General features: G+C 68.7%; 23 protein-coding genes and 1 pseudogene. 8 read left to right on the forward strand and 16 right to left on the reverse strand.

What is annotated here, in order from left to right:
- Positions 1-20 precede the first annotated feature (20 nt).
- The 7 genes and pseudogenes from BLQ14_RS11890 to BLQ14_RS11920 all read right to left on the reverse strand — a co-directional run bounded on the left by BLQ14_RS11890 (position 21) and on the right by BLQ14_RS11920 (position 7,217).
- Positions 21-1,436 (reverse strand): FGGY-family carbohydrate kinase, encoded by a 1,416-nt coding sequence (locus BLQ14_RS11890; protein ID WP_092500777.1) that lies wholly within the window; start codon positions 1,434-1,436, stop codon positions 21-23.
- Positions 1,437-1,441: 5 nt separating this feature from the next.
- Positions 1,442-1,756, reverse strand: coding sequence for an L-rhamnose mutarotase (rhaM, locus tag BLQ14_RS11895; protein WP_092500778.1), 315 nt, complete (start codon positions 1,754-1,756; stop codon positions 1,442-1,444).
- Complete coding sequence (locus BLQ14_RS11900; RefSeq protein WP_092500779.1) at positions 1,757-2,758, reverse strand: ABC transporter permease; 1,002 nt, start codon at positions 2,756-2,758, stop codon at positions 1,757-1,759.
- Complete coding sequence (locus tag BLQ14_RS11905; protein WP_092500780.1) at positions 2,755-3,741, reverse strand: ABC transporter permease; 987 nt, start codon at positions 3,739-3,741, stop codon at positions 2,755-2,757. Before BLQ14_RS11905 ends, BLQ14_RS11900 begins: the two co-directional genes overlap by 4 nt.
- Positions 3,738-5,288, reverse strand: a complete 1,551-nt coding sequence (locus BLQ14_RS11910; RefSeq protein ID WP_092500893.1) for a sugar ABC transporter ATP-binding protein — start codon at positions 5,286-5,288, stop codon at positions 3,738-3,740. Before BLQ14_RS11910 ends, BLQ14_RS11905 begins: the two co-directional genes overlap by 4 nt.
- A 76-nt stretch (positions 5,289-5,364) precedes the next feature.
- Positions 5,365-6,312, reverse strand: a pseudogene (gene rhaS / locus BLQ14_RS11915) (rhamnose ABC transporter substrate-binding protein).
- Between the two features lie 98 nt (positions 6,313-6,410).
- On the reverse strand, positions 6,411-7,217 hold the full coding sequence (locus tag BLQ14_RS11920; RefSeq protein WP_092500781.1) for a DeoR/GlpR family DNA-binding transcription regulator: 807 nt from the start codon (positions 7,215-7,217) through the stop codon (positions 6,411-6,413).
- A gap of 188 nt (positions 7,218-7,405) precedes the next feature.
- Here BLQ14_RS11920 and BLQ14_RS11925 point away from each other — a divergent pair, with 188 nt between their 5' ends.
- Positions 7,406-9,508, forward strand: a complete 2,103-nt coding sequence (locus BLQ14_RS11925; RefSeq protein ID WP_092500782.1) for a bifunctional rhamnulose-1-phosphate aldolase/short-chain dehydrogenase — start codon at positions 7,406-7,408, stop codon at positions 9,506-9,508.
- A 37-nt stretch (positions 9,509-9,545) separates the two neighbouring features.
- Positions 9,546-10,784, forward strand: coding sequence for an L-rhamnose isomerase (locus BLQ14_RS11930; RefSeq protein ID WP_092500783.1), 1,239 nt, complete (start codon positions 9,546-9,548; stop codon positions 10,782-10,784).
- Positions 10,785-10,827: 43 nt separating this feature from the next.
- Here BLQ14_RS11930 and BLQ14_RS11935 read toward each other — a convergent pair whose 3' ends face one another.
- Complete coding sequence (locus BLQ14_RS11935) at positions 10,828-11,766, reverse strand: LysR substrate-binding domain-containing protein (protein WP_092500784.1); 939 nt, start codon at positions 11,764-11,766, stop codon at positions 10,828-10,830.
- Positions 11,767-11,960: 194 nt separating this feature from the next.
- On the opposite strand from BLQ14_RS11935, the gene chvE reads away from it, so the two are divergent.
- The 6 genes from chvE to BLQ14_RS11965 all read left to right on the forward strand — a co-directional run bounded on the left by chvE (position 11,961) and on the right by BLQ14_RS11965 (position 19,516).
- Positions 11,961-13,031, forward strand: coding sequence for a multiple monosaccharide ABC transporter substrate-binding protein (gene chvE / locus BLQ14_RS11940; protein WP_092500785.1), 1,071 nt, complete (start codon positions 11,961-11,963; stop codon positions 13,029-13,031).
- Positions 13,032-13,150: 119 nt separating this feature from the next.
- Positions 13,151-14,689 (forward strand): multiple monosaccharide ABC transporter ATP-binding protein, encoded by a 1,539-nt coding sequence (gene mmsA / locus BLQ14_RS11945; RefSeq protein WP_092500786.1) that lies wholly within the window; start codon positions 13,151-13,153, stop codon positions 14,687-14,689.
- Complete coding sequence (gene mmsB / locus BLQ14_RS11950) at positions 14,686-15,921, forward strand: multiple monosaccharide ABC transporter permease (RefSeq protein WP_092500787.1); 1,236 nt, start codon at positions 14,686-14,688, stop codon at positions 15,919-15,921. Before mmsA ends, mmsB begins: the two co-directional genes overlap by 4 nt.
- A complete protein-coding gene (gene araD, locus BLQ14_RS11955) occupies positions 15,921-17,663 on the forward strand; it encodes an L-arabinonate dehydratase (RefSeq protein ID WP_092500788.1) in 1,743 nt (580 codons plus the stop codon). The genes mmsB and araD overlap by 1 nt, the downstream gene beginning before the upstream one ends.
- Positions 17,663-18,586: a Gfo/Idh/MocA family protein gene (locus BLQ14_RS11960; RefSeq protein ID WP_092500789.1), complete on the forward strand. Its 924-nt coding sequence runs from the start codon at positions 17,663-17,665 to the stop codon at positions 18,584-18,586. The genes araD and BLQ14_RS11960 overlap by 1 nt, the downstream gene beginning before the upstream one ends.
- 12 nt (positions 18,587-18,598) lie before the next feature.
- Positions 18,599-19,516: a dihydrodipicolinate synthase family protein gene (locus BLQ14_RS11965; protein ID WP_092500790.1), complete on the forward strand. Its 918-nt coding sequence runs from the start codon at positions 18,599-18,601 to the stop codon at positions 19,514-19,516.
- Positions 19,517-19,540: 24 nt separating this feature from the next.
- Here the strand turns inward: BLQ14_RS11965 and ureG are convergent, their stop codons facing one another.
- From ureG to urtE, 8 genes are read right to left on the reverse strand one after another with little or no spacing between them, the layout of a single operon-like run.
- Positions 19,541-20,170 (reverse strand): urease accessory protein UreG, encoded by a 630-nt coding sequence (ureG, locus tag BLQ14_RS11970; RefSeq protein WP_092500791.1) that lies wholly within the window; start codon positions 20,168-20,170, stop codon positions 19,541-19,543.
- A complete protein-coding gene (locus BLQ14_RS11975) occupies positions 20,167-20,844 on the reverse strand; it encodes an urease accessory protein UreF (protein ID WP_092500792.1) in 678 nt (225 codons plus the stop codon). The genes ureG and BLQ14_RS11975 overlap by 4 nt, the downstream gene beginning before the upstream one ends.
- Positions 20,828-21,277, reverse strand: a complete 450-nt coding sequence (locus BLQ14_RS11980; RefSeq protein ID WP_425412111.1) for an urease accessory protein UreE — start codon at positions 21,275-21,277, stop codon at positions 20,828-20,830. Before BLQ14_RS11980 ends, BLQ14_RS11975 begins: the two co-directional genes overlap by 17 nt.
- Positions 21,274-22,983: an urease subunit alpha gene (gene ureC, locus BLQ14_RS11985; RefSeq protein ID WP_092500794.1), complete on the reverse strand. Its 1,710-nt coding sequence runs from the start codon at positions 22,981-22,983 to the stop codon at positions 21,274-21,276. Before ureC ends, BLQ14_RS11980 begins: the two co-directional genes overlap by 4 nt.
- Positions 22,983-23,288, reverse strand: a complete 306-nt coding sequence (locus BLQ14_RS11990; protein WP_092500795.1) for an urease subunit beta — start codon at positions 23,286-23,288, stop codon at positions 22,983-22,985. Before BLQ14_RS11990 ends, ureC begins: the two co-directional genes overlap by 1 nt.
- A 47-nt stretch (positions 23,289-23,335) precedes the next feature.
- On the reverse strand, positions 23,336-23,638 hold the full coding sequence (locus BLQ14_RS11995) for an urease subunit gamma (RefSeq protein ID WP_092500796.1): 303 nt from the start codon (positions 23,636-23,638) through the stop codon (positions 23,336-23,338).
- A 9-nt stretch (positions 23,639-23,647) separates the two neighbouring features.
- Positions 23,648-24,469, reverse strand: coding sequence for an urease accessory protein UreD (locus BLQ14_RS12000; protein ID WP_092500797.1), 822 nt, complete (start codon positions 24,467-24,469; stop codon positions 23,648-23,650).
- Positions 24,444-25,139 (reverse strand): urea ABC transporter ATP-binding subunit UrtE, encoded by a 696-nt coding sequence (gene urtE, locus BLQ14_RS12005; RefSeq protein ID WP_092500894.1) that lies wholly within the window; start codon positions 25,137-25,139, stop codon positions 24,444-24,446. Before urtE ends, BLQ14_RS12000 begins: the two co-directional genes overlap by 26 nt.
- Between the last annotated feature and the right edge of the window lies 1 nt (position 25,140).

Genomic DNA, 25,140 nt, shown 5'->3' on the forward strand with positions numbered 1-25,140 from the left:
CGCCGCCCGCCGCGGCGGACTCAGCCGGCCCGCTCCGAGACCTGCCGCCAGGCCTTCGCATGGGCGCGAAGCCGTGCGGCCAGCTGCGGCGTCACGCCGGGCAAGGGGTCGCCTGGGGAATGCGGCGGGGCTTCCGAGGCGGGCGGTTTGACCGGCGCGCCGGCGTCAAGAGCCAGAAGCGCCGCGCCCACGCTGGTGCCGGTGGCGCTGGTGACGGGGCGAACCGGGGCCTGCATGGCCGCCTGCAGCATCGCAAGCCACGCCCGGTTGCGCGCGAAGGGGCCTTCGACGATGATCGGCCCGGCATGGCCGGCAAGTTCGAGGCAGGTGGCCGTCATCATCGCAAGATAGAAGGCGACGGCGGCGGCGCGCTCGGCGGTGCCCGCTTCGGGCTCGGGGCCGGTCCAGCGGGCCTGCCGGCCGGGGAACGGCCCGCATTCCGAAACGACGGCGGGCAGCAGCATGGTGCCGGACTCAAGCACGCGCTGCATGGCCTGCGCGTCGGCCTCGGGGCAGTCGGCCGCGCCCAGAAGGTCGTGCTCGCGCCCGCCCATGAACCGTGCCGAGGGGACCGGCGCGCCAAGCGCGTTGACGTTGATCAGCGTGTCGCGCGCCGGGTCGAGCGTGACCGCCCGACCGCCCACCGCCATCGCGATCACCCAGGTCCCGGTCGAGACCACCGAGAAGGGCGGGCGGTTGGCCAGAAGATGCGGCAGCAGCGAGGCGTTCGAGTCATGGATGCCGCAATGCACCGGGGTGGACGGCTCAAGCCCGGTCTGGTGCGCGATCTCGGGCAGGATCGGGCCCAGAATCTCGCTTGGGCGCCGGGGCGGGGCGATCAGGCCGCCAAGATCGAGCCGCGCGACGAGCGAGGAGAAGCGCCCCGCGTGGGGCTGCCACAGGTCGGTGTGACAGCCAAGCGAGGTGACGTCGCTGGCGGGCACACCGCTGAGGCGAAAGGCCCAGTATTGCGGCCAGGGCAGGAACAGGCGCGCGCGCCGGCGCAGCTGCGGCATCGCCTGCAGCTGCCAGAACACCTGCGCGCCCAGGTTCAGCCCGTGGGCGAGCCTCGGCGAGCCCGTCTCGGCGAATGGCGGACGGATGCGGTCGTATTCGGCGGCAACCCGGTCCGGCCCGTCATGTTCGTAGTCGAGCACCGGCGCGGCCAGCGCGCCGCTTCCGTCGACGAAGGCGCCGGCGGCGCCGTGGGTGGTGACCACGATCCGCCCGATGCCGTGGCCCTCATGCAGCCGCGCCAGGCCCTCGCACAGGAAGGCCCAGATGCCTTCGGTGTCGAAATGCGGCCAGGGCGGCCCCGGCTGCATCCGGTTCGGCCGCTTGAGCACCGCGATCTCGGTCAGCGCGGCGGGATCGACCAGCGCCAGCTTGACGTTGGTCTTGCCGATGTCGATGACGGCGATGTTGTCCCGGCCCATGCCGCTCAGTCCATGTGGAACAGGGTTTCGAGCGGCACCGCGACCGGTTCGTTGTCGGGGTGGACCTCCATGATGTCGGCCATGTGGTCCCACCAGCGGCGCATCACCGGATGGCGCGGCAACTCGTCCATGCCGTGGTCGTCCCGCCGCCAGAGCACCGCGAAGAGCGCGTCGGTCTCGGGATCGAGGTGGATCGAGTAGTCCGAGATTCCCGCCTGTTTCAGCAGCTGCACCAGTTCGGGCCAGATCGCCTCATGCCGGCGGCGGTATTCGTCGCGGCAGCCGGGCTTCAGGCGCATGCGAAAGGCGTATTTCTGCATTCATCCCCTCCATTTCCGCCACAGGCGCGGCAGCGCGATCACCGCGATCAGAAGCGCGCCGATCACGATCGACATCACGATGCCCGGCACGTTCAGAAGCCCCAGCCCGAAGGTGACAAGCCCCATCACGAACGCCGCGATCACCACGCCCGGAATGCTGCCCGCCCCGCCAAGGATGCTGACCCCGCCAAGCACCACCATGGTCACGACCTCAAGCTCCCATCCCATCGCGATCGACGGGCGTGTCGAGCCCAGCCGCGAGGTCAGACACACCGCCGCCACCCCGGACATCAGCCCCGTGAGCAGGAACAGGATGAACTTCACCCGCTCCACGCGGATGCCCGAGAAGGCCGCCGCGGTGGCATTGTTGCCGATCGCATAGACGGCGCGGCCGAAATTTGTGGCATGCAGAAGAATGCCGAACAGCAGCGCGAAGAGCGCGAAGAGGACGAATTCCACCGAGATCACCCAGAAGGCATAGCCCTGCCCGAACCAGGCGAAATCCGCCGGGTAGCCGCGATAGGCCTGGTCGCCCAGCACGATGTAGCTGATGCCGCGATAGAGGCTCATCGTGCCGATGGTGACCACGATGGAGGGTAGGCCAAGCCCCGTGACCAGCGCGCCGTTGAACGCCCCGCAGGCAAGGCTCACGGCAAGGCCGATCGCCACCAGCCCCGGCGTGCCGACCCCGACCTGGGCCGCCGCGCCCATGGCCGTGGAGGCCAGCGCGATGGTCGAGGCCACGGACAGGTCGATCTCGCCGGCGATGATCAGCAGCGCCATGGCGAAGGCGATCATCGCCTTTTCGGTGAAGTTGAAGGTGGCGTCCGACAGGTTCCAGGGATCGAGGAAATAGGGAGAGGCGAAGCTGTTGGCGATGAAGATGGCCACCGCCACGGCCAGAAGCAGCGTCTCCCAGCTCTTCAGGGCGCGCCGCGCCGGGTGCTCCAGCCGGTCGGGGATCGCGCGCACCGCCTCGCGGGTCAGGTTCATGTCGGTCATCGGGCAGCCTCCGCCTGACGCAGGATGATGCGGCCGCGGGTCCGGCCCGCCTTGGCGTTCAGGATCACCGCGATGATGATCGCCGCGCCCGAGATCGCCATCTGCCAGAAGGGCGAAACGTTGATCACCGGCAGCGCGTTCTTGATGACGCCGAGGAACAGCGCGCCAAGCACGGCGCCCGCGACGCTGCCGACCCCGCCCATGATCGCCACCCCGCCGATCACGCAGGCCGCGACCACGTCAAGTTCGAAGCCCGCCGCCAGATCGACATAGGCCACCGCATAGCGCGCCACCCACAGATAGCCCACAAGCCCCGCCAGCGCGCCCGACAGCGCGAAGGCCAGAAAGCGCGTGCGCCCCACGTCGATGCCCGCATAGGTCGCCGCATCGGGATTGCCGCCCGCGGCATAGAAGGCCCGTCCGGTTTCGGTGCGCGACAGCAGCACCGCCAGCAGGACGACCACGAGGATCGCGATCCAGCTCATCACCGGCAGCCCGAGGATCTGCGCGCGCGGAAAGGCTTTGAAGGCATCGCTCATCTCGTGCGCGTTCACCCATTTCCCGCCCGAGATCAGAAAGGCCGTGCCGCGATAGATCGTCATCGTGCCCAGCGTGACCACGATGGGCGGGATGTCGAGCTTCCAGACCAGAAGCCCGTTGACCATGCCGAGACCGCAGCCAAGCGCCACCGCGACGGCAAGGATCGCCGCGACCGGCAGATCGGGAAGGGCAAGGTTCAGCATCGCCACGACCATGCCCGTCAGCGCCAGCGTCGCCGCCACCGAAAGATCGATGCAGCGGGTCAGGATCACCACCATCTGGCCGAGCGCCAGGATGATCAGCGGCGCGGTATCGTTGAACACCGCCACAAGGTTGCCCGGCGCCACGAAGGCCGGAAAGCGCGACGCGATCAGCGCCAGCATCAGCGCGATGGCCACCGCCAGCATCGCCTCGCGCGTTTTCAGAAGTCTCGTCAGCGTCATTGACCCGTCTCCCCGATCCCCGCGGCATGGCGCACCAGCGTCTCGGGGGTCAGATCGCCGCCCGAGAGTTCGGCCGCGATCCGGCCCTCGCGCATCACGATCACGCGGTCGGACATGCCGAGAATCTCGGGGATTTCCGAACTGACCATGATCACGGCAAGCCCCTGCGCGGCGAGTTCGGCCATGAATTCGTGCACTGCCGCCTTCGACCCGATGTCGATGCCCTTGGTGGGCTCGTCGAGAATGATGACCCGCGGGCGCGTGGCCAGCCACTTGGCGATGACCACCTTTTGCTGGTTGCCGCCCGACAGCGTGCCAAGCGGCGTGTCCAGCGATGCCGCGCGCAGATCGAGCCGTTCGCAGTAGTCGCGCGCAAGGCGGAATTCCTCGGCCAGCCGCAGGAAGCCGTTGCGCGAGATGCGCGCCAGCGAGGGCAGCGTGACGTTCTGGAAGATCGGCATCGCGCCGATCGCGCCCTGCCGGCCGCGGTCCTCGGGCACATAGACGATGCCATGGGCCACCGCGTCGGCGGGCGAGCGGATCGCGACCGGCTGTCCGTCTATGCGCAGGCTACCCGCCGCGGGGCGCGTCATGCCGAACAATGCCTGGCAGAATTCCGACCGTCCCGCGCCGACAAGGCCATAGAAGCCCAGGATCTCGCCCGCCCGCAGGGTGAAGGAGATGTCGGCGAATTCGGTCGGGTGCGCGTAGCCCTCGACCTGCAGGACCGGCGCGCCGATGCGGGGGGTGCGGCTGGGAAAGATCTGGCTCACGTCGCGACCGACCATCTGGCGCACCAGATCGGCCTCGCTTGCCTCGGCGATGAGACCCGCGCCCACCATCTGGCCGTCGCGGAAGACGGTGTAGCGGTCGGCGATGCGGAAGATCTCGTCGAACTTGTGGCTGATGAACAGGATCGCCTTGCCCTGCGCCTTGAGCCGCTCGATCAGCGTGTAGAGTTCCTCGATCTCCTTGTGGCTCAGCGCGGCGGTCGGCTCGTCCATGATGACCACCCGCGCCTCGATCGACAGCGCGCGGGCGATGGCGACGAGGTGTTTCGAGGCGATGCCGAGATCGCGCAGGGGTGTGCCCGGGTCGATCTCCGCGCCAAGGCCCTGAAGGAGCCGCGCGGCGCGCGCGCGCATCGCGCGGGTGTCGATGAGCCCGAAGCGCCCCCGCGGGGCATGGCCGAGAAAGATGTTCTCGGCCACCGTCAGATCGTCGAACAGCACCGTCTCCTGGTGGATCGCGGTGATGCCGGCAGCGGCGGCGGCCTGCGGCGAGTCAAGGCGCGCGGGGGCGCCATCGAGGAGGATCTCGCCACCGTCGGGCTGATAGATGCCGGTCAGGATCTTGACCAGCGTGGACTTGCCCGCGCCGTTCTCGCCGATGAGCGCCGTCACCTGGCCCGGATAGAGCTCAAGCGCCACGTCCGAGAGCGCGCGCACGCCGGGGAAGGTCTTGGTGATGCCTCTGAGCGCCAGGATGGGCGCGTCATGGGGCAGGGGGGAAGGGCCCGCCGCCGCGGGCGGGATTTCTTGGCGCATGTCCTTCAGCATGGTCCTGACCGGGCGAGACGAGGGGAAGCGGGGCCCGGCGCGGCGCGCCGCGCCGGGCGGCCGCTCAGAAGATGTCCTTGAACTGGTCGATGTTCGACGCGTCATAGACGAAGGGCTCGGCCATTGCCGCCGAATTCGTCTCGTCCAGCGTGACCTTGCCCATGCGGCCGATCGGGATCTCGGCGCCGGGCCGGGCCTCGGCCTCGCCCCGTGCGAGGTGGTAGGCGATCATCGCGGCGGAGTAGCCGAGATCGATGGGATTCCAGATGGCGAAGCTCTTCGAGGCGCCGGACTTCACATGCGCCGCCATCTCCGAGGGCAGGCCAAGGCCGGTGACGTTGATCTGCCCGATCTTGCCGGCGTCGGTGACCGCCTGGGCGGCCGCGACGATGCCCACCGAGTTGGGGGCGATGATCGCGTCAAGCTCGGGGTAGGACTGGATCAGCCCCATCGCCTCGCGATAGGACTTGTCCGCGAGGTCGTCGCCTTAGACCACGCCCAGAAGCGTGATGTTGGGATAGTCCGGCATCGCCTTCTTCATCTCGGCGATCCACGTGTTCTGGTTGGTGGCCGTGGCCGAGGCCGAAAGCACCGCCACCTCCCCGGTCTGGTCGGGCAGATGGTCGGCGGCAAGCTTGATCAGCATCCGCTCGATCAGCTCGTTCGAGGAGGGGTTCAGGTGCATCTGCCGGCCCTCGGGAGCGACACCCGAATCCCACGAGATCACCGTGATGCCGCGGTTCATCGCCTTCTTCAGCACCGGCACCAGCGCGTCGGGATCGTTGGCCGAGATGGCGATGGCATCGACGCCCTGGGCAATGAGGCTGTTGATCACCTCGATCTGGCCCTCCGCGGTGGTGTCGGTCGGCCCGGTGTAGATGATCTCGACGTTGCCCAGTTCGGCGGCCGCCTCCTCGGCGCCCCCGGCCGCGGCCTCGAAGAAGCCGATGCCGAGCGCCTTGACCACGAGGGCGATGCGCGTGGTCTCCTGCGCCATGGCCGTGGTGCCCATCAGGCTTGCGGCAAGGCCGATGCCGGCCGCGAGCGCGGTGAATTGCCTGCGTTTCATGAGTTTGTTCCTCCCATCATGGTACAGGTCTGCGAGGCGCGTCAGGAGGCCGCCTCTTCCTCCGCCTGCGCCGCTCCGGTGGAGACGACGCGCAATGTGATCCCGGCGGCCTCGAGCATGGCGGCCGCCTTGTCGGGGATGCCCTCGTCGGTGATGATCGTGTCGATCCGCTCCAGCGGGCAGAGCACGAGGCTCGAGCGCTGGGCAAACTTGGAGCTGTCCACCAGCACGACCAGCTCGTCAGCCTGGCCGATCAGCTTCTGTTCGGCCTGGATCAGGAGCGGGTCCGCCTCCATCAGGCCAACGGGCCCGATGCCCTGCGCCCCCATGAACATGCGCCGCGCATAGAAGTTGCGCGTCACGTCATTGTCGAAGGGCGACAGGATGATGTTCTGCTCGCGGTAGATCGCGCCACCGGGCACCATGATCGTGTTCTTGGAATGCTTCAGCAGGTGCTCGGCGATCGGGAAGGAATTGGTGAAGATCTGCAGCCGGCGGGACGCCAGCGGATGCACCATCTGGAAGGTGGTCGTGCCGCCGTTGATGATGATCGCCTCGCCCTCTTCGCACAGCTCGACGGCGGCGCGGGCGATGGCCTGTTTCTGGCGCGTGCGCAGCGTCTGGTTGACCGAAAAGGGCCGCCCCGCGAGGCCCACGAACTGCGGCGGCGTCAGCGCCTCGGCCCCGCCGCGCACCCGGCGCAGCTTCTTCTGCATGTGAAGCGTGGCGATGTCGCGCCGGATCGTCGCCTCGGACGCGCCGGTCAGCGCGCACAGCTCCGGCACGGTCGCCACGGGGCGCTCCTGAACCGCCGACAGGATGATCCGGTGCCGTTCCGTTTCGTGCATGGCGTCCTCCCTCGGCTGCCGAGAATTGTGAGGATTCGCGGGATTGTCAATCAAAAACGATCACAAACAATCATGCTGCGTTGCAGAATGATTGAAAGTGATCGATAATGATTGACAATGCGCCGCATCCCGCGCAGCCTGCGCGCGAACGGGCATGTTGCCGCCAGGGCAGAAGATGGGAGGATGACTTGCTGAAGTCCGTCGAAGATCAGCTGCTTCAGAACCGCTGGGACGAGGCCGAGGCGGCCGGGAAGAGTGAAGCCGAGCTGCTTCTCTATCGCTCGAATCTGCTCGGCTCGGACAAGCGGGTGACGAACTATGGCGGGGGCAACACCTCGGCCAAGATCATGGAGCGCGATCCGCTGACCGGCGAGATGGTCGAGGTGCTGTGGGTCAAGGGCTCGGGCGGCGACATCGGCTCGATGAAGCTTGACGGCTTCGCGACGCTCTACATGGACCGGCTGCGCGCGCTGAAGGGGCTGTATCGCGGGGTCGAGCACGAGGACGAGATGGTCGGCTATCTGCCGCACTGCACCTTCAACCTCAATCCGCGCGCGGCCTCGATCGACACGCCCTTGCATGCCTTCGTGCCGCACCGCCATGTCGATCACGTCCATGCCGATGCGATCATCGCGATCGCGGCCTCGGCCGATTCGCGCGCGCTGACGCAGGAGATCTTCGGCGGCCGCGTCGGCTGGCTGCCGTGGAAGCGTCCGGGCTTCGAGCTGGGGCTGTGGCTGGAGAAGTTCTGCCAGGACAATCCCGATGCCGTGGGGGTGGTGCTGGAATGCCACGGGCTGTTCACCTGGGGCGACACGGCGCGGGCCTGCTATGACACCACGATCGAGGTCATCAACACCGCCACCGCCTGGCTGGCCGAGCGCGCCGAGGGTGTCGCGCCCTTCGGCGGGGCCGTTCATCAGAGCCTGCCGGCGGAAGAGCGCCGCCGCATCGCCGCGCGGCTGATGCCCGCGATCCGCGGCCTGATCGGGCGCGGGGAATACAAGGTCGGCCATTTCGACGATTCGCAGGCGGTGCTGGATTTCGTCAATTCGCGCGCCATGCCCGATCTTGCGCCGCTTGGCACGTCCTGCCCGGACCATTTCCTGCGCACCAAGATCCGGCCGCTGGTGGTGGGGTTCGACCCCGCGCGCGGCAATCTCGAGGAGGTTCTCGCGGGGCTGCCGCAGGCGGTCGAGGCCTACCGCGCCGACTACGCCGCCTATTACGAGCGCTGCAAGCGGCCCGACAGCCCGCCGATGCGCGACCCCAACGCGGTGGTCTACCTTGTCCCCGGCGTCGGCATGATCACCTTTGCTCGCGACAAGGCGACGGCGCGCATCTCGGCCGAGTTCTACGTGAACGCCATCAACGTCATGCGCGGCGCGAGCCTTGTGAGCAGCTATCGCGGCCTGCCCGAACAGGAGGCCTTCGACATCGAATACTGGCTGCTCGAGGAGGCCAAGCTGCAGCGGATGCCAAGGCCCCGATCGCTGGCCGGGCGGGTGGCGCTGATCACCGGGGGTGCGGGCGGGATCGGCGCGGCGGTGGCCGACCGCTACCTGTCCGAGGGCGCCTGCGTGATGCTGGCCGACATTTCGGCCGAGGCGCTGGAGGCAACGCAGGCCCGGCTGGTGCAGCGGCACGGCGACGATGTGGTGCGCAGCGTGGTGATGGACGTCACCGACGAGGCCGCCGTGGCCCGTGCCATCGCCGAGACGGCGGTCGAATTCGGCGGGCTCGACATCCTGGTGTCGAATGCCGGCATCGCATCGTCCGCGCCGGTCGAGGAGACCTCGCTTGAGCTGTGGAACCGCAACATGGCGATCCTGTCCACCGGTTACTTCCTCGTCAGCCGCGAGGCCTTCCGGCTGATGCGCGCCCAGGGGCTGGGCGGGTCGGTGGTGTTCGTGGCCTCGAAGAACGGCCTTGCGGCCTCGCCCAATGCCTCGGCCTATTGCACGGCCAAGGCCTCGGAAATCCATCTGGCGCGCTGCCTGGCGCTGGAGGGCGCCGGGGACGGGATCCGCGTGAACGTCGTCAATCCCGATGCGGTCCTGCGCGGCTCGCGCATCTGGGAGGGCGAGTGGCTGGAGCAGCGCGCCGCGACCTATGGCACCGACAAGCAGGGGCTGGAAGAGATGTACCGCCAGCGCTCGCTGCTGAAACGCTCGGTCCTGCCCGAGGACGTGGCCGAGGCCTGCTATTTCTTCGCCGCCGACCTGTCGGCCAAGTCGACGGGCAACATCCTCAACGTCGATGCGGGCAACGTGCAGGCCTTCCCGCGCTGAGCGGGAAGGTCGGGGAAAGACCGAGGGAGGACAGGCCATGAGCTATGCGGACGCGCGCGAGAGATTTGCCGAGTGGGGCGTCGATACCGAAGCCGCGATCGCCCGTCTGGGGCGGATCCCGATTTCGCTGCATTGCTGGCAGGGCGACGATGTCGTCGGGTTCGAGCGCCGGCGCGGCCATTCGGGCGGCGGCATCCAGGCGACCGGCAACCATCCGGGCCGCGCGCGCAATCCCGGGGAGCTGCGCGCCGATCTGGAATTCGCCTTTGCGATGGTCCCCGGGCCGCACCGGCTGAACCTGCATGCGATGTATCCCGACACCGACGAGGCCCCCGACCGCGACGAGATCGAATACCGGCATTTCGCGCCCTGGGTGGACTGGGCGCGGGAGCAGGGCGCGGGGCTTGACTTCAACCCCACCTTCTTTGCCCACGAGAAGGCCGACGACAACCTGACGCTGGCCCATCCCGATCCCGCGATCCGCGCCTTCTGGATCGAGCATGGCCGCCGCTGCCGCGAGATCGCCGAGCGCATGGGCCGGGAGCTGGGCAGCGCCGCGGTCAACAACATCTGGGTGCCCGACGGGTTCAAGGACAACCCCGTCGATCGCATGAGCGCGCGGCGGCGGCTCGAGGAATCGCTCGACGCGATGCTTCAGGCGCGCCATGACCCGGCGCACATGCTGGACGCGGTGGAATCGAAGCTCTTCGGCATCGGGGTCGAGGCCTGCACGATCGGCAGCCACGAATTCTACATGGGCTACGCGATCCGGCGCGGCACGCTTCTGTGTCTCGACATGGGGCACTTCCACCCCACCGAGAATGTCGCCGACAAGCTGAGCGCCGTGGCGCCTTTCGTGCCGGGCATCCTGTTGCACGTCAGCCGTCCGATGCGCTGGGACAGCGACCATGTGATCCTGCTCAACGACGACGTTCTCGCCCTCGCGCAGGAGCTGGTGGGCGCCGACCTTCTGGACCGCACCCATGTGGGGCTCGATTTCTTCGATGCCACGATCAGCCGCACCGCGGCCTGGGTGATCGGCACGCGCAACATGCAGAAGGCGCTTCTGCGCGCGCTGCTCTTGCCGTGGGAGCGCCTGCGCGCGGCCGAGGCGGCGTTCGACTTCACCACGCGCCTTGTGCTGACCGAGGAGGTCAAGGACCTGCCGTTCGGCGCGGTCTGGGCCGAATTCTGCGCGCGCGAGGGCGTGCCGTCGGGGCCGGCGCTGATGTCCGAGCTAGACGCCTATCAGGCGCGGGTGGCGGACCGGGGCTGACGCACCGCTCACGCACCGCACCGCTCACGCACCGGGGGCGGTTTCAGCCGCGGGGCGGCGCCAGCTTGCCGGTCAGGATGCCGAGAAACCGACGCGCGAGCGGCGAGGGCTCGCGATCGCGCAGGCGCAGGATGTGATAGGGGCTCAGAACGATTTCGGGGCGCGTGCGGATGGTCCGCAGCCCGTCATTGCGGAAACCCTCGAGTAGCCCGGCCACCTCCCGTGTCACCGGCGCGAGCGCCTGGGTCTCGGACAGCAGCGCCATCGAGACGAGCAGCGAGGCGGTGTCGATGACATCCGGCGGAGGGGTGAGCCCCCGGCTCATGTAGGCCTGTTCGATGGCGACGCGGATCGGCATGCCTGCGCGCTGCATCACCCAGGGAAAGCCGCGCAGCGCCTCGAGCGGCACCGGCTGGGGCGCGGTGGCGAGCGGGTGGCTGGCATGGGCCATCAGCACGACCTCCTCCACCCGCCCCGACAGGATTTCGAACTGGCGAGGATCGATACCCTCGGGCACGCGACCGACGACGAGATCGTAGTCGCCGCGCAAGAGCCCTGCCGCGAGCTCGGCGCTCGGCGCGACGTCGATGCCGACCCCGGCCCGGGGCGCTTCGGCCCTGAGCTCGAGAATCGCCGGAACGACATAGGCCACGGCCGGGCCGGTGACGGTCCCGATGTCGATTCGCCCGGCATGTCCGCTGCGCCAGGCCTCGATCTCGACCCCAGCCTGATCGAGCCGGTGCACGATGGCCGATGCATGGGCCACGACCACCTCGCCAAGCCCGGTTGGCGACATGCCGCGCGCGTGCCGTTCGAACAGTGGCGCGCCGAGCAGCCTTTCCGCCTCGGCCAGCGTGCGGGAGGCGGCGGGCTGGGTGATGCGCAGCCGCTCGGCCGCAAGATTGAGCTGACCGAGCCGGGCAATGGCGTCGATCAGCCGGAGATGGCGAAGCGCGAGCTTCCTGAAGGCGAGGTGCGACATGGTGGCCCGAGTTTCATACCAATTTTGTTATGATGTTCGCCTCATTATGCATTTGATTGGCATGTCGCACCACCGCTAACTGGCGCTGCTGAAGGCGGCCGCACGGCGACGGAGAGGAGGCTTTCGCCCGCGCCGGGGCTGCCCAGCGATGACAAGCGGGCGCGGACGGCCCCGCCATCCCAGGGAGGAAACTGATGAGACGTTTCATTGCCGGAATTTCTGCCCTTGCTCTTGGCATCGGGCTCAGCATTTCGCCGGCGGTCGCGCAGGAGAAGGGCGTGATCGGCATCGCGATGCCGACCAAGTCGTCGTCGCGCTGGATCTCGGACGGCAATTCCATGGTCGAGGAATTCGCCAAGGCCGGCTATGCCGCCGATCTGCAATACGCCGAGGACGACATCCCCAACCAGCTGGCGCAGATCGAGAACATGATCACCAAGGAGGTCGATGCGCTGGTGATCGCTGCGATCGACGGCACCACCCTGTCGAACGCGCTCGCCAATGCCGCCGCGCTCGGCATTCCGGTGATCGCGTATGACCGCCTGATCCGCGACACGCCCGACGTGGATTATTATGCCACATTCGACAACTTCAAGGTGGGCGTGCTGCAGGCCGAGAGCCTCGTGAAGGGACTCGAGGAGCGCTTCGGCGATGTCAGCCCGTGGAATGTCGAGCTGTTCGGCGGCAGCCCGGACGACAACAACGCCTACTTCTTCTACGACGGGGCGATGAGCGTCCTGCAGCCGCTGATCGACGCGGGCCGCATCCGCATCAAGTCGGGCCAGATGGGCATGGACACGGTTGGAACCCTGCGCTGGGACGGACAGGTTGCCCAGGCGCGGATGGAGAACCTCCTCTCGGCCCATTACACCGACGATGTGGTGCACGGGGTGCTCTCGCCCTATGACGGGCTGTCGATGGGCATCATCTCGGCGCTCAAGGGCGTGGGGTATGGGTCGGGCGACCTGAAGATGCCGATCGTCACCGGCCAGGATGCGGAGCTGCCCTCGGTCAAGGCGATCCTCGCCGGCGAGCAGTATTCGACCGTCTTCAAGGACACGCGCGAGCTGGCGAAGGTGGCGGTGAAGATGGTGACCGCAATCCTCGAAGGCGGCGAGGTGCCGATCAACGACACCACGACCTATCACAACGGGGTCAAGGTCGTGCCTTCCTATCTGCTCGAGCCGGTTCCGGTCGATGCCAGCAACTGGGAAGAGGTTCTCGTCGGCTCGGGCTATTACGAGAAATCCCAGATCACCCAGTGACCCTCCCTGCCGGTTCCGGCATGGAACCGGTCCGAAACGGCGGGGCCGGCGTCGGCCCCGCCGCCCTTGCAGGAGGGGCCTGCATATCCGGTCCGAGACCACTCCGAGGGAGCGCTTCCATGCACCCGCTTCTCGAGATGCGCGGCATCACCAAGACCTTTCCCGGCGTGCGCGCGCTGGACAATGTGAACCTCACCGTGCGCGAAGGCGAGATTCACGCCCTCGTCGGCGAGAACGGCGCGGGAAAGTCGACACTGATGAAGGTTCTCTCCGGCGTCTACCCGCACGGCACCTACGAAGGCGAGATCCTTCTTGACGGCGCGCCGGTCGCGTTTCGCTCCATCCGCGACAGCGAGGCGCGCGGAATCATCATCATTCATCAGGAACTGGCGCTGGTGCCGCTTCTGTCGATTGCCGAGAACATCTTCCTGGGCAACGAATGCGCCCGCGGCGGCGTCATCTCCTGGCGCGAGACCTGGGCGCGGACCGAGGCGCTGCTGGCCAAGGTCGGCCTGGACGAGGCGCCGCAGACGCCGGTCGACCGGCTCGGCGTGGGCAAGCAGCAGCTGGTGGAGATCGCCAAGGCGCTCTCCAAGCGCGTGCGGCTTCTGATCCTCGACGAGCCCACGGCGGCGCTTTCCGAGGCCGACAGCGAGAAACTCCTTGATCTTCTTTTGGAACTTCGGGCGCAGGGCGTGACCTCGATCATCATCAGCCACAAGCTCAACGAGGTGCGCCGCGTGGCCGACCGGGTGACGGTGCTGCGCGACGGCGCGACCGTGGCCACCCACGACGCGCGGGCCGAGACGCTGACCGAGGACATGATCGTGCGTGACATGGTCGGCCGGCCGATGGAAAACCGCTATCCACCGCGCGAGGAGCGGCGGGCGGGGGAAGTTCTCATGGAGGTGCGCAACTGGCGCGTGGCCCATCCCGAGCATGCCGAGCGGATCGTGGTGCGCGATGTCTCGCTGCGTCTGCGCGCGGGCGAGGTGGTGGGCATCGCCGGGCTCATGGGCGCGGGGCGCACCGAACTCGCGATGAGCCTGTTCGGCGAAAGCTGGGGGCGCAAGCTGGCGGGCGAGGCGCTGATCGAGGGCCGGCCGGCGGACATCTCGCGCGTGGACCGGGCGATCGCCGCCGGGCTTGCCTATGTCACCGAGGACCGCAAGGAGCTGGGCCTTGTCCTTGAGGAGCCGATCACCTTCAACGTGACGCTGGCCAATCTGGCCGGCGTGTCGCGGCGGGGCGTGCTGAGCCGCCGCGAGGAGGCCCGCGTGGCCGAGCGCTATCGCGAGGCGATGGCCATTCGCACGCCGGGCGTGCACCAGAAGGTGGTCAACCTGTCGGGGGGCAACCAGCAGAAGGTGGTGCTTTCGAAATGGCTGTTCGCCGACCCGCGGGTGCTGATCCTTGACGAGCCCACCCGCGGCATCGATGTCGGCGCGAAATACGAGATCTACACCATCATCAACCGGCTCGCGGCGGAAGGGCGGGGGATCCTGATGATCTCCTCCGAGATGCCCGAGCTTCTGGGCATGTGCGACCGCATCTACGTGATGTGCGAGGGCGCGATCGTGGGCGAGTTGTCCGCGGACGAGGCCAGCCAGGAGCGCATCATGTCCCTCATCGTCAAGCATCGGAGACAGGCGGCATGACGAGTGAAACGGCAACCGGCGCTGGCGCCGCCGCGGGCGGCGCGGTGCGGGCCTATCTGACCGGGCATCTGCGCGAATACGGGCTGTTGATCGCGCTGGTCGCGATCATGGTCTTCTTCCAGATCCTGACCGACGGCACGCTGTTGCGGCCGGTCAACATCACCAACCTGTTCCTGCAGAACAGCTACATCATCATCATGGCGCTGGGGATGCTGATCGTCATCGTCGGCGGCAACATCGACCTGTCTGTGGGTTCGGTCCTGGGATTCGTCGGCGCGCTGGCGGCGGTGATGATCGTCAACTGGCAGATGCCGGTCTGGATGACGGTGATCGCCTGCCTGCTGACCGGCATCGTGATCGGCGCGGCCCAGGGCTACTGGGTGGCCTATTGGGGCATTCCCTCCTTCATCGTGACGCTGGCGGGCATGCTCGTCTTCCGCGGGGCGTCGCTGTGGCTCCTGGAGGGCCAGTCGATCGGGCCCTTCCCGATGGAGTTCCAGCGCCTGTCCACCGGCTTCGTGCCCGATCTCCTGCCCTGGCTGGGCGAGGCGCTCGCGGCGCTTGCCGGGGTGCGGCGGGTGCACGGGCTGACCATGGCGCTGGCGGCGCTCGCCTCGGCGGCCATCCTGTGGCTGGGTCTGCGGGCCCGCGCGCGCGACCGCGCCTACGGGATGGAGCTCGAGCCCGCGGCCTTCTTCGCGTTGCGCAATGCCATCGTCATCGGCGCGATCCTGTTTCTCAGCTGGAAGCTCGCGACATTTCGCGGCCTGCCCAATGTGCTGGTGACGATGGCGGTGCTGACGCTGATCTACGCCTTCATCACCGAGCGCACCACGCTGGGGCGGCGCATCTATGCGCTGGGCGGCAACCGCAAGGCCGCCGCGCTGTCGGGCATTCCGACCGAGCGTCTGACCTTCCTGACCTTCGTCAACATGGGGTTCCTGGCGGCGCTTGCCGGCCTGATCTATGCCGCGCGGCTGAACGTGGCCACGCCAAAGGCCGGCTTTGCGCTGGAGCTTGACGTGATCGCCGCGGTGTTCATCGGCGGCGCCTCGATGTCGGGCGGGGTCGGGCGCGTCGTCGGCGCGGTGGTCGGCGCCTTCATCATGGGCGTGATGAATAACGGCATGTCGATCATGGGCATCGGCATCGACTACCAGCAGATGATCAAGGGTCTGGTGCTGCTCGCCGCCGTGGTCTTCGACGTCTACAACAAGCGGAAACAGGCGTGATGTCCTTCAAGCCGGCGAAATGGCCGCGCCGCCTGCGCTCGCAGGCGTGGTACGGCGGCACCTCGCGCGACGCGATCTATCATCGCGGCTGGCTCAAGAATCAGGGCTATCCCGACGACCTGTTCGACGGCCGTCCGGTGATCGGCATCCTCAACACCTGGGGAGATCTGACGCCCTGCAACGGCCATCTGCGCGAGCTGGCCGAGAAGGTGAAGGCGGGGGTGTGGGAGGCCGGGGGCTTCCCGCTGGAGGTTCCCGTCTTCTCGGCGTCGGAAAACACCTTCCGGCCCACGGCGATGATGTACCGTAACCTCGCGGCCATGGCCGTGGAGGAGGTGATGCGCGCCCAGCCCATCGACGGCGCCGTGCTGCTGGTGGGCTGCGACAAGACCACGCCGTCACTGATGATGGCCGCGGCCTCGGTCGATCTGCCGTCCATCGTGGTGTCGGGCGGGCCGATGCTGAACGGCTGGTTCCGAGGCGAGCGGGTCGGCGCGGGCACGCATCTGTGGCGCTTCTCCGAAGCGGTGAAGGCCGGCGAGATGAGCGAGGCCGACTTCCTCGAGGCAGAGGCCGCCGTCACCCGTTCCTCGGGCACCTGCAACACGATGGGCACGGCCTCGACCATGGCCTCGATGGCCGAGGCGCTGGGCATGGCGCTGTCGGGCAATGCCGCGATCCCGGCGGTGGATTCGCGCCGCCGCGTGATGGCCCAGCTGTCGGGGCGGCGCATCGTGCAGATGGTCCGCGACGATCTGCGGCCGAGCCACATCCTGACCCGCACCGCCTTCGAGAACGCGATCCGCGTCAATGCCGCGCTTGGCGGCTCGACCAATGCGGTGATCCATCTTCTGGCGCTGGCCGGCCGGGCCGGGGTGAATCTGACGCTGGATGACTGGGACCGGCTGGGGCGCGACGTGCCGACGATCGTCAATCTCCAGCCCTCGGGCGACTACCTGATGGAGGAATTCTACTATGCCGGCGGTCTGCCGGTGGTCATCCGCGCGCTGGTCGAGGCGGGCCTCGTCGATGGCGGGGCGCTGACCGTCTCGGGCCGCACGCTCGCCGAGGAGGTCGCGCCCGCGCGCAACTGGAACGAGGACGTGATCCGCCCGCTCGACCGTCCGCTGACCCGGTCGGGCGGGATCGCGGTGCTGCGCGGCAATCTCGCCCCCGACGGGGCGGTGCTGAAGCCCTCGGCGGCCAGCCCGCACCTGATGCGCCACCGCGGCCGCGCCGTGGTGTTCGAGGACATTGACGACTACAAGGCCCGGATCGGGCGCGAGGACCTGGACGTGGACGAAAGCTGCGTGCTGGTGCTGAAGATGTGCGGCCCGCGCGGCTATCCGGGCATGCCCGAGGTCGGCAACATGGGCCTGCCGCCCAAGCTCTTGCGCAAGGGGGTGACGGACATGGTGCGGATTTCGGACGCGCGGATGTCGGGCACGGCCTATGGCACGGTGGTGCTGCATGTGGCGCCCGAGGCCGCGCGGGGCGGGCCGCTCGCGGTGGTGCGCGACGGCGACATGATCGAGCTGGACGTGCCCGCCCGGCGCCTGCATCTCGACATCCCCGAGGCCGAGCTGTCCCGCCGGCTGGCCGAACTGCGTCTGCCGCAGCTGCGCCCCGAGGGCGGCTATGGGCAGCTGTTCTTCGACCATGTCATGGGCGCCGATACGGGGGCCGATTTCGATTTCCTGCGCGGCTGTCGCGGCCATGACGTGCCAAGGGAAAGCCACTGATGACGATGGATCTTGCCCTTGTCGGGATCGGGAAGATCGCGCGCGATCAGCACATCCCGGCGCTGTCGCGTTCGCCCGATTTCCGCCTGGCCGCCGTGGCCAGCCGCAACGCCGAGCTGGGCGGCGTTGCCAGCTTCCGCAGCCTTGCCGAGCTGCTGGAGGCGCGGCCGGACATTCCCGCCGTCTCGCTGGCGACGCCGCCGCAGGTGCGCTTTGACGACGCGCGCCGTGCGATCCTGGCCGGGCGGCACGTGATGCTGGAGAAACCGCCGGGCAAGACCCTCTCCGAGGTCGAGGAACTCGCCCGGCTGGCGCGGGCGCGGGGGGTGACGCTGTTTGCCACATGGCATTCGCGCCATGCCGCGGCGGTGGGCCCGGCGCGCGACTGGCTGGCCGGGCGCGAGATCCGGGCCGTCGACATCGCCTGGCTCGAAGACGTGCGCCAGTGGCATCCGGGACAGGAATGGATCTGGCAGCCCGGGGGGCTGGGCGTGTTCGACCCCGGCATCAACGCGCTGTCGGTGCTGAGCGCGATCCTGCCCGACCCGGTTCACCTCGCCGAGGCCGAGCTGGAATTTCCCGAAAACCGCGCGACCCCGATCGCGGCGCGGCTGGTCTTTTCCCATCCGGCGGGCATTCCCGTGACCGCGCGCTTCGACTGGCGCGAGGCCGGGCCGCCGCGCTGGCAGATCGTCATCGACACCGATCAGGGCCGCGCGGTGCTCGACCGCGGGGGGGCGGTGCTGCGGCTGGGGCCCCGCGTGCTGGCCGAGGGGCCGGACAGCGAATATCCTGCGCTCTATGCCCGCTTTGCCGCGCTGATCGCGCGGAGCGAAAGCGAGGTCGATCTCTCGCCCATGCGCCACGTGGCCGATGCCTTCCTGATCGGACGGCATGTCGCGACCGCGCGCTTTGACTGGTAGGAACTTGACGCCATGAAACACGGATTGAGGGGCATCCTGCCCGTCGCACCCACGCCCTTTCTCGACGATGGCCGCGTGGACGAGGACGGCATGCGCCGCGTGCTCGATTTCCTGGTCGATGCCGGGGTGGATGCGATCTGCATTCTCGCCAACTATTCGGAACAGTTCGCCCTTTCGGACGAGGAACGCGACAGGCTGATGCGGATCAGCCTTGGCCATGTCGCCGGCCGGGTGCCGGTGATCGTCACGATCAGCCATTTCCATACCGGCACGGTCGTCGCCCGCGCCCGCGCGGCCGAGGCGATGGGCGCGGCGATGGTGATGATGATGCCGCCCTATCACGGCGCCGGGCTGAAGGCCGATGCGCAAGGCATCTTCGAGCATTTCGCCGCCGTCAACGATGCGATCGGCATCCCGATCATGGTGCAGGACGCGCCGCTGTCGGGGGTTGAGCTGCCGGTACCACTACTTGCGCGCATGGCCCGCGAACTCGAGCGCGTCAGCTACTTCAAGATCGAATGTCCCTTTGCCGCCGACAAGCTGGCGGCGCTGATCGCCGAGGCCGGAGAGCATGTCGAAGGCCCCTTCGACGGCGAGGAGGGCGTGACGCTGCTGGCCGATCTCGATGCCGGCGCCACGGGCACGATGACCTCGGCGCTGTTGCCCGACCGGATCCGGCCGATCGTCATCGACTATCTCGAGGGGCGACACGGCGATGCGCTTGCCGGATGGCAGGCCTGCCTGCCGCTCATCAACCACGAGAACCGCCAGTGTGGTCTGCGCGCGGCCAAGACCGTGCTGAAGGAAGGCGGTGTGATCCGCTCCGATCACGTCCGCCACCCGCTGCGGCCGATGTCGTCGCGCACGCGCGCGCGGCTTCTCGACCTCGCGCACCGGCTCGACGTTCTGGCGCTCAGATGGGGCAGATGAGGCGCCGCCGCCGCCGCGACTCCGTCAGCCACTGGCGGTGAGCGTCAGCCCTCCCAGGCTTGCGAGCGCGGCGGTGATCTCGTCCACGCCACGGCCGTTGCGCAGCTCGGCGTAGACAACCGGCCGGCCTGCCCGCATGGCGGCGACATCGGCGCGGTAGCGCTGCATCGACACGCCCACATGAGGGGCGAGGTCGACCTTGTTCACGACGAGAAGGTCGGAGCGCGTGAGCGCCGCGCCGCCCTTGCGCGGGATGTCGCCGCCAGCGGCCACGTCGATGACGTAGATGGTGAGATCGACGAGTTCGGGGCTGAAGGTCGCGGCCAGGTTGTCGCCGCCCGATTCGATGAGGACAAGCTCGAGATCGGGAAAGGCCGCGCGCAGCTCCTCCACGGCGGCGAGGTTGATCGAGGCGTCCTCGCGGATGGCGGTGTGCGGGCAGCCTCCGGTTTCGATGGCGCGGATGCGCGCGGCCGGCAATGCCTGGGCGCGCATCAGATACTCGCCGTCCTCGCGTGTGTAGATGTCGTTGGTGATGACCGCCATCGACAGGCGGGGGGAAAGGGCGCGCGCGAGCTTCTCGGTGAGGGTGGTCTTTCCCGCACCCACCGGCCCGCCGATGCCCACGCGCAGGGGACCGTTTGGCGACGTCATGAGCGGAAGATCCTCGTTGGCAGGGTTTCGTGTTCGAGGCTGGCGATGTCCGAGGCTATGGCGCAGCCGCCGATGTCGTCGGCCGTGGCCTTACGGGCGCTGTCCGCGACCGATTCCATGAGCGGGGCCAGCGCGGCAAGAATGGCTTGCCCCTCGCTCTGTCCGAGCGGGATGTGCCGAACGCCAATGGTCACGAGATTGGCGGTGAAGTTCTGCAGGTGGAGAAGCAATGTCGGGCCGAGCGGCAGCCCCGCCCGGCCGGCAGCCGCCCCGACCGCCACGGGCAGGGGGCAGGGGGCGAGCTCGATCTCGCCCGCGGCGGCAAGCGTGCGGGCGAAGGCCGCGCCTTGCGCGCGCGCCTCCGTCTCGCGCTCGGCCCCCGGTGCAAGTGCGGCGGCAAGCTCGGCCAGCTCCCCGAGCGCGGCCGCGTCTCCGCTGCGCGCCGCCCGCCATGCGCAGGCGATCAGGATGGCATCGTTGCGCCCGGCGCCATGCGCGAGCACGCCGGCGAGCCAGTCCGACAGGCCCGCGCCGTCGCGCACCCGCCCGGCCGCGACCTCCGCCTCGAGCCCGTGCGACCAGGCGAAGGCGCCGGTGGGAAAGGCGGGCGACAGCCAGCGCGTGAGCGTCAGCAGCGTGGCCCCATCGATGGCCGCTTCAGTGGCTGTGGCCATGGGTCCTCCCGTGACCGTAGGCGCCGCCCTCGGGGGTGAAGGGCGCCTCCACCTCGCGCAGCACCGCGCCAAGCCCCCTCAGCATCTCCGCGATGACGTGATCGCGGCGCACGAGGAGCCGGTCGGCCTCGATCTGGCATGGGGTGTGGCGGTTGCCGACATGCCAGGCGAGGCGCGGAAGATCGCCGCGCACCTCGATGAGCGGCTCGACCGCGGCAATCACCTCCACGAGGCGCCCGTCGGCGAGCTCCAGCGCATCTCCGTGCTCGAGCGAGACGGTCTGCGGAAGATCGACCAGTATGGCCTCGCCGCCCCGTGTCATCAGCCGCCTTCGGCGCAGGAAGCGTTCCTCATAGCCGAGTTCCACGACATCCGCCGCCCCGGACCATTCCCCGGCGCGGCGCAGCCGATATGCCACCGCGACCGCCATCAGAACAGGAAATACCGTTGCGCCATGGGCAGAACCTCGGCGGGCTCGCAGGTGATGAGCTCCCCGTCGGCGCGAACCTCGTAGGTTTCGGGGTCGACTTCGATGCGCGGCAGCGCGTCATTGAGCAGCATCTGCGCCTTGCCGATCCCGCGCGTGTTCTTAACCGCCAGCGTCCTTCGCCTTAGGCCGAGCGCCTCGCCAACGCCGGCCGCCTGCGCCGCAGCGCTGACGAAGGTGACGGCGCACTCCTCCACGGCGCGCCCGAGCGCCCCCCACATGGGCCGCGAATGCACGGGCTGGGGCGTGGGTATCGAGGCGTTCGGGTCGCCCATCTGGCTCATCACGATCATTCCTCCGAGAAGTACCATCTCGGGTTTCACCCCGAAGAAGGCCGGATCCCACAGCACCAGATCGGCGCGCTTGCCTTCCTCGACCGATCCGATCTCGTGGGCGATTCCGTGCGCGATGGCGGGGTTGATGGTGTACTTTGCGATGTAGCGGCGCACGCGGAAATTGTCGTTCTCGCCCGTCTCCTCGGGCAGGCGCCCGCGCTGGAGCTTCATCTTGTGCGCCGTCTGCCAGGCGCGGATGATCACCTCGCCCACGCGCCCCATCGCCTGGCTGTCCGAAGCGACGATCGAGAAGGCCCCGATGTCGTGCAGGATGTCCTCCGCGGCGATGGTCTCGCGCCGGATCCGGCTTTCGGCGAAGGCCACGTCCTCGGGGATGGCGGGGTCGAGGTGGTGGCACACCATGAGCATGTCGAGATGCTCCTCGAGCGTGTTCACCGTGTAGGGCCGGGTCGGGTTGGTCGAGGCGGGCAGGACATTGGCCTCGCCCGCGAGGCGGATGATGTCGGGCGCATGGCCGCCGCCCGCGCCCTCGGTGTGAAAGGCGTGGATGGTGCGCCCCTTGAAGGCGGCGATGGTGTGCTCCACGAAGCCCGACTCGTTGAGCGTGTCGGTGTGGATCATCACCTGCACGTCCATCTCGTCGGCCACCGAGAGGCAACAGTCGATGGCCGCCGGCGTCGTGCCCCAGTCCTCGTGCAGCTTCAGGCAGCAGGCGCCGGACCTGACCTGCTCGACCAGCGCTCCCGGCAGGCTGGCATTGCCCTTGCCCGCAAAGCCGAAATTCATCGGCAGCCCGTCCACGGCCTGCAGCATCCGCCCGATGTGCCATGGGCCGGGCGTGCAGGTGGTGGCCAGCGTGCCATGCGCCGGGCCGGTGCCGCCGCCGAGCATGGTGGTCAGCCCCGAATGCAGCGCGTCTTCCACCTGCTGCGGGCAGATGAAGTGGATATGGCTGTCAAATCCGCCGGCGGTGAGTATCCGTCCCTCCCCGGCGATGATCTCGGTGCCCGGACCAATGATGATGTCGACACCGGGCTGCGTGTCGGGGTTGCCCGCCTTGCCGATCCGCGCGATGCGCCCGTCGCGAATGGCGACATCGGCCTTGTAGATGCCGGTGTAGTCGACGATCAGCGCATTGGTGATGACGGTGTCGGCCGCCCCGTCGGCGCGGGTCGCCTGCGACTGGCCCATGCCGTCACGGATGACCTTGCCACCGCCAAACTTCACTTCCTCACCGTAGACCGTCAGGTCGCGCTCCACCTCGATGAAAAGGTCGGTATCGGCAAGGCGCACGCGGTCGCCGGTGGTGGGGCCGTACATGTCGCCATAGGCCGCGCGCGAGATTCGCGTCGCCATCACAGCTCCCCCATCACCTGAGCGTTGAAGCCGAATACGCGCCGCCCGCCGGCAAGCGGGATCAGCCGCACCCTGCGCCGCTGGCCGGGCTCGAACCGCACTGCGGTGCCGGCAGGAATGTCGAGCCGCATCCCGCGCGCCAGAGCCCGGTCGAAATCGAGCGCCGGGTTGGTCTCGGCGAAATGGTAGTGCGAGCCCACCTGGATCGGCCGGTCGCCGGTGTTGGCGACCTCCAGCGTGATCGCCTCACGCCCCGCATTCAGCTCTATCTCCCCCTCGAGGGGGAGCACTTCGCCCGGAATCATGCCTCAGTCCTCATCATCCTGGTTCAAATACCCCCGCCGGAGGCGGCTCAACGGATCGGCCGGTGCACCGTCACGAGCTTGGTGCCGTCGGGAAAGGTCGCCTCGACCTGCACCTCGTCGATCATCTCCGGCACGCCCTCCATGCAGTCCTCGCGCCGGATCACATGCGCCGCGGCCTCCATCAGCTCGGCCACCCGCCGCCCGTCGCGCGCGCCCTCGACGACGAAGTCGGTGATCAGCGCCACAGCCTCGGGGTGGTTGAGCTTGACCCCCCGTGCCTTGCGCGCCCGTGCCACCATCGCCGCGAGGCTGACCATCAGCTTGTCTCTTTCCCTCGGTGTGAGTTTCATCCTGTCTCCTCAGATCTGCCAGACCGGCGGAAGCTGCGCGCCGAGGACGCCGACGAGCCGGGCGGCAAGCGCCTTCAGGGGGCCAAGGTCCGGCGCGAGCATGCGCACCACGAGCCGACCCTCCCAGCCTGACGCCGCCGCGCGCAGATCCTCTCGCGCCAGCACCCGCCGGACCTGCGGCAGGCGCGCCTCGATCCCCGGTGCAAGACAGCTCATCACGCCGAGCGCGCGGGCCCCGTCGAGCAGCGCTGGCGCGCGCGCCAGCGACGTCACGTCGCCCTCGAGCCGCAGCGCCTCGGCCTGAACCAGCCGCCCGCCCCGGCGGATGCGCCAGTGGTCTGCGAGATGGGCGGCCGTGACCGTCTCACCCATGGCGCGGCGGCCCAGAACCAGCATCTCGAGGCCGAGGAAACGCGCATCCTCCGCCATGTCGACCTCGAGCCGGCGGCGAAGCGCGCCGCGCTCGAAAAGGATCGTCTCCTGCGGCAGCCACCACAGCGTGCAGCCGCGCCCGATGGTCAGCCTGTTCTCCACCGTCGCCGCCCCGCCGATCGAGCGGTAGATGCGTTCGGCCGCCTGTGTGCTCAGCGAAAGCCGCGCGCCCTCGCTCAGGACCGCCTCGACCGAAAAGCGGTCCCCGCTGGTAAGACCGCCGGCGGTGTTGAGGACCACCGCAAGCGGCGGGCCGCCGCGCGTCCTGGGCATCATCAGCCGCCCGCAGCCGGACTGGGCGAGCTGCCCCAGCCGCGCGCCAGCAAGGCTGACGGCCACCCGTCCCCGGGCGCGCTGAAGCCCGGTGCCGCCGTCAGACGGTGAGCAGGCGTCGAACATCGGCCTCAACCATTTCCTCCCGCCGCCCCGACACGACCACCTCGCCGCGGTCCAGCACCACGAAGCTGTCCGCAAGGTCACGGGCGAATTCGAAATACTGCTCGACCAGCACGATCGCCATCTGGCCCTGATCGCGCAGCCATGAGATGGCGCGGCCGATGTCCTTGATGATCGAGGGCTGGATGCCCTCGGTGGGCTCGTCCAGCACCAGAAGTCGCGGGCGGGTGACCATGGCCCGGGCGATGGCAAGCTGCTGCTGCTGCCCGCCGGACAGGTCGCCGCCGCGCCGGCCCAGCATCTCGGCCAGCACCGGGAAAAGCTCGAAGATCGCCTCGGGGAGCCGGCGCTCGCCGCGCGGCAGGCAGGCAAAGCCCGTCTCGAGATTTTCCCGCACAGTAAGCAGGGGAAAGATCTCGCGCCCCTGCGGCACGCTGCCAAAGCCCAGCCGCGCGCGCCGGTGGGCGGGCAGGGCGGTGACGTCCTGCCCGTTCCAGAGGATGGCGCCGCGGGCGATGCGCTGGCGGCCCGTGATGGCGCGGATGAGCGATGTCTTGCCCACCCCGTTGCGCCCCATCACCGCCGTCACCTGGCCCGCCTGGGCCGTCAGCGACACCGACCTGAGCGCGCGGCTGGCGCCGTAGAAGAGGTCGATGTTCTTCACCTCAAGCATC

Source organism: Meinhardsimonia xiamenensis (genome assembly GCF_900102905.1).
Classification (GTDB): Bacteria; Pseudomonadota; Alphaproteobacteria; order Rhodobacterales; family Rhodobacteraceae; genus Meinhardsimonia; species Meinhardsimonia xiamenensis.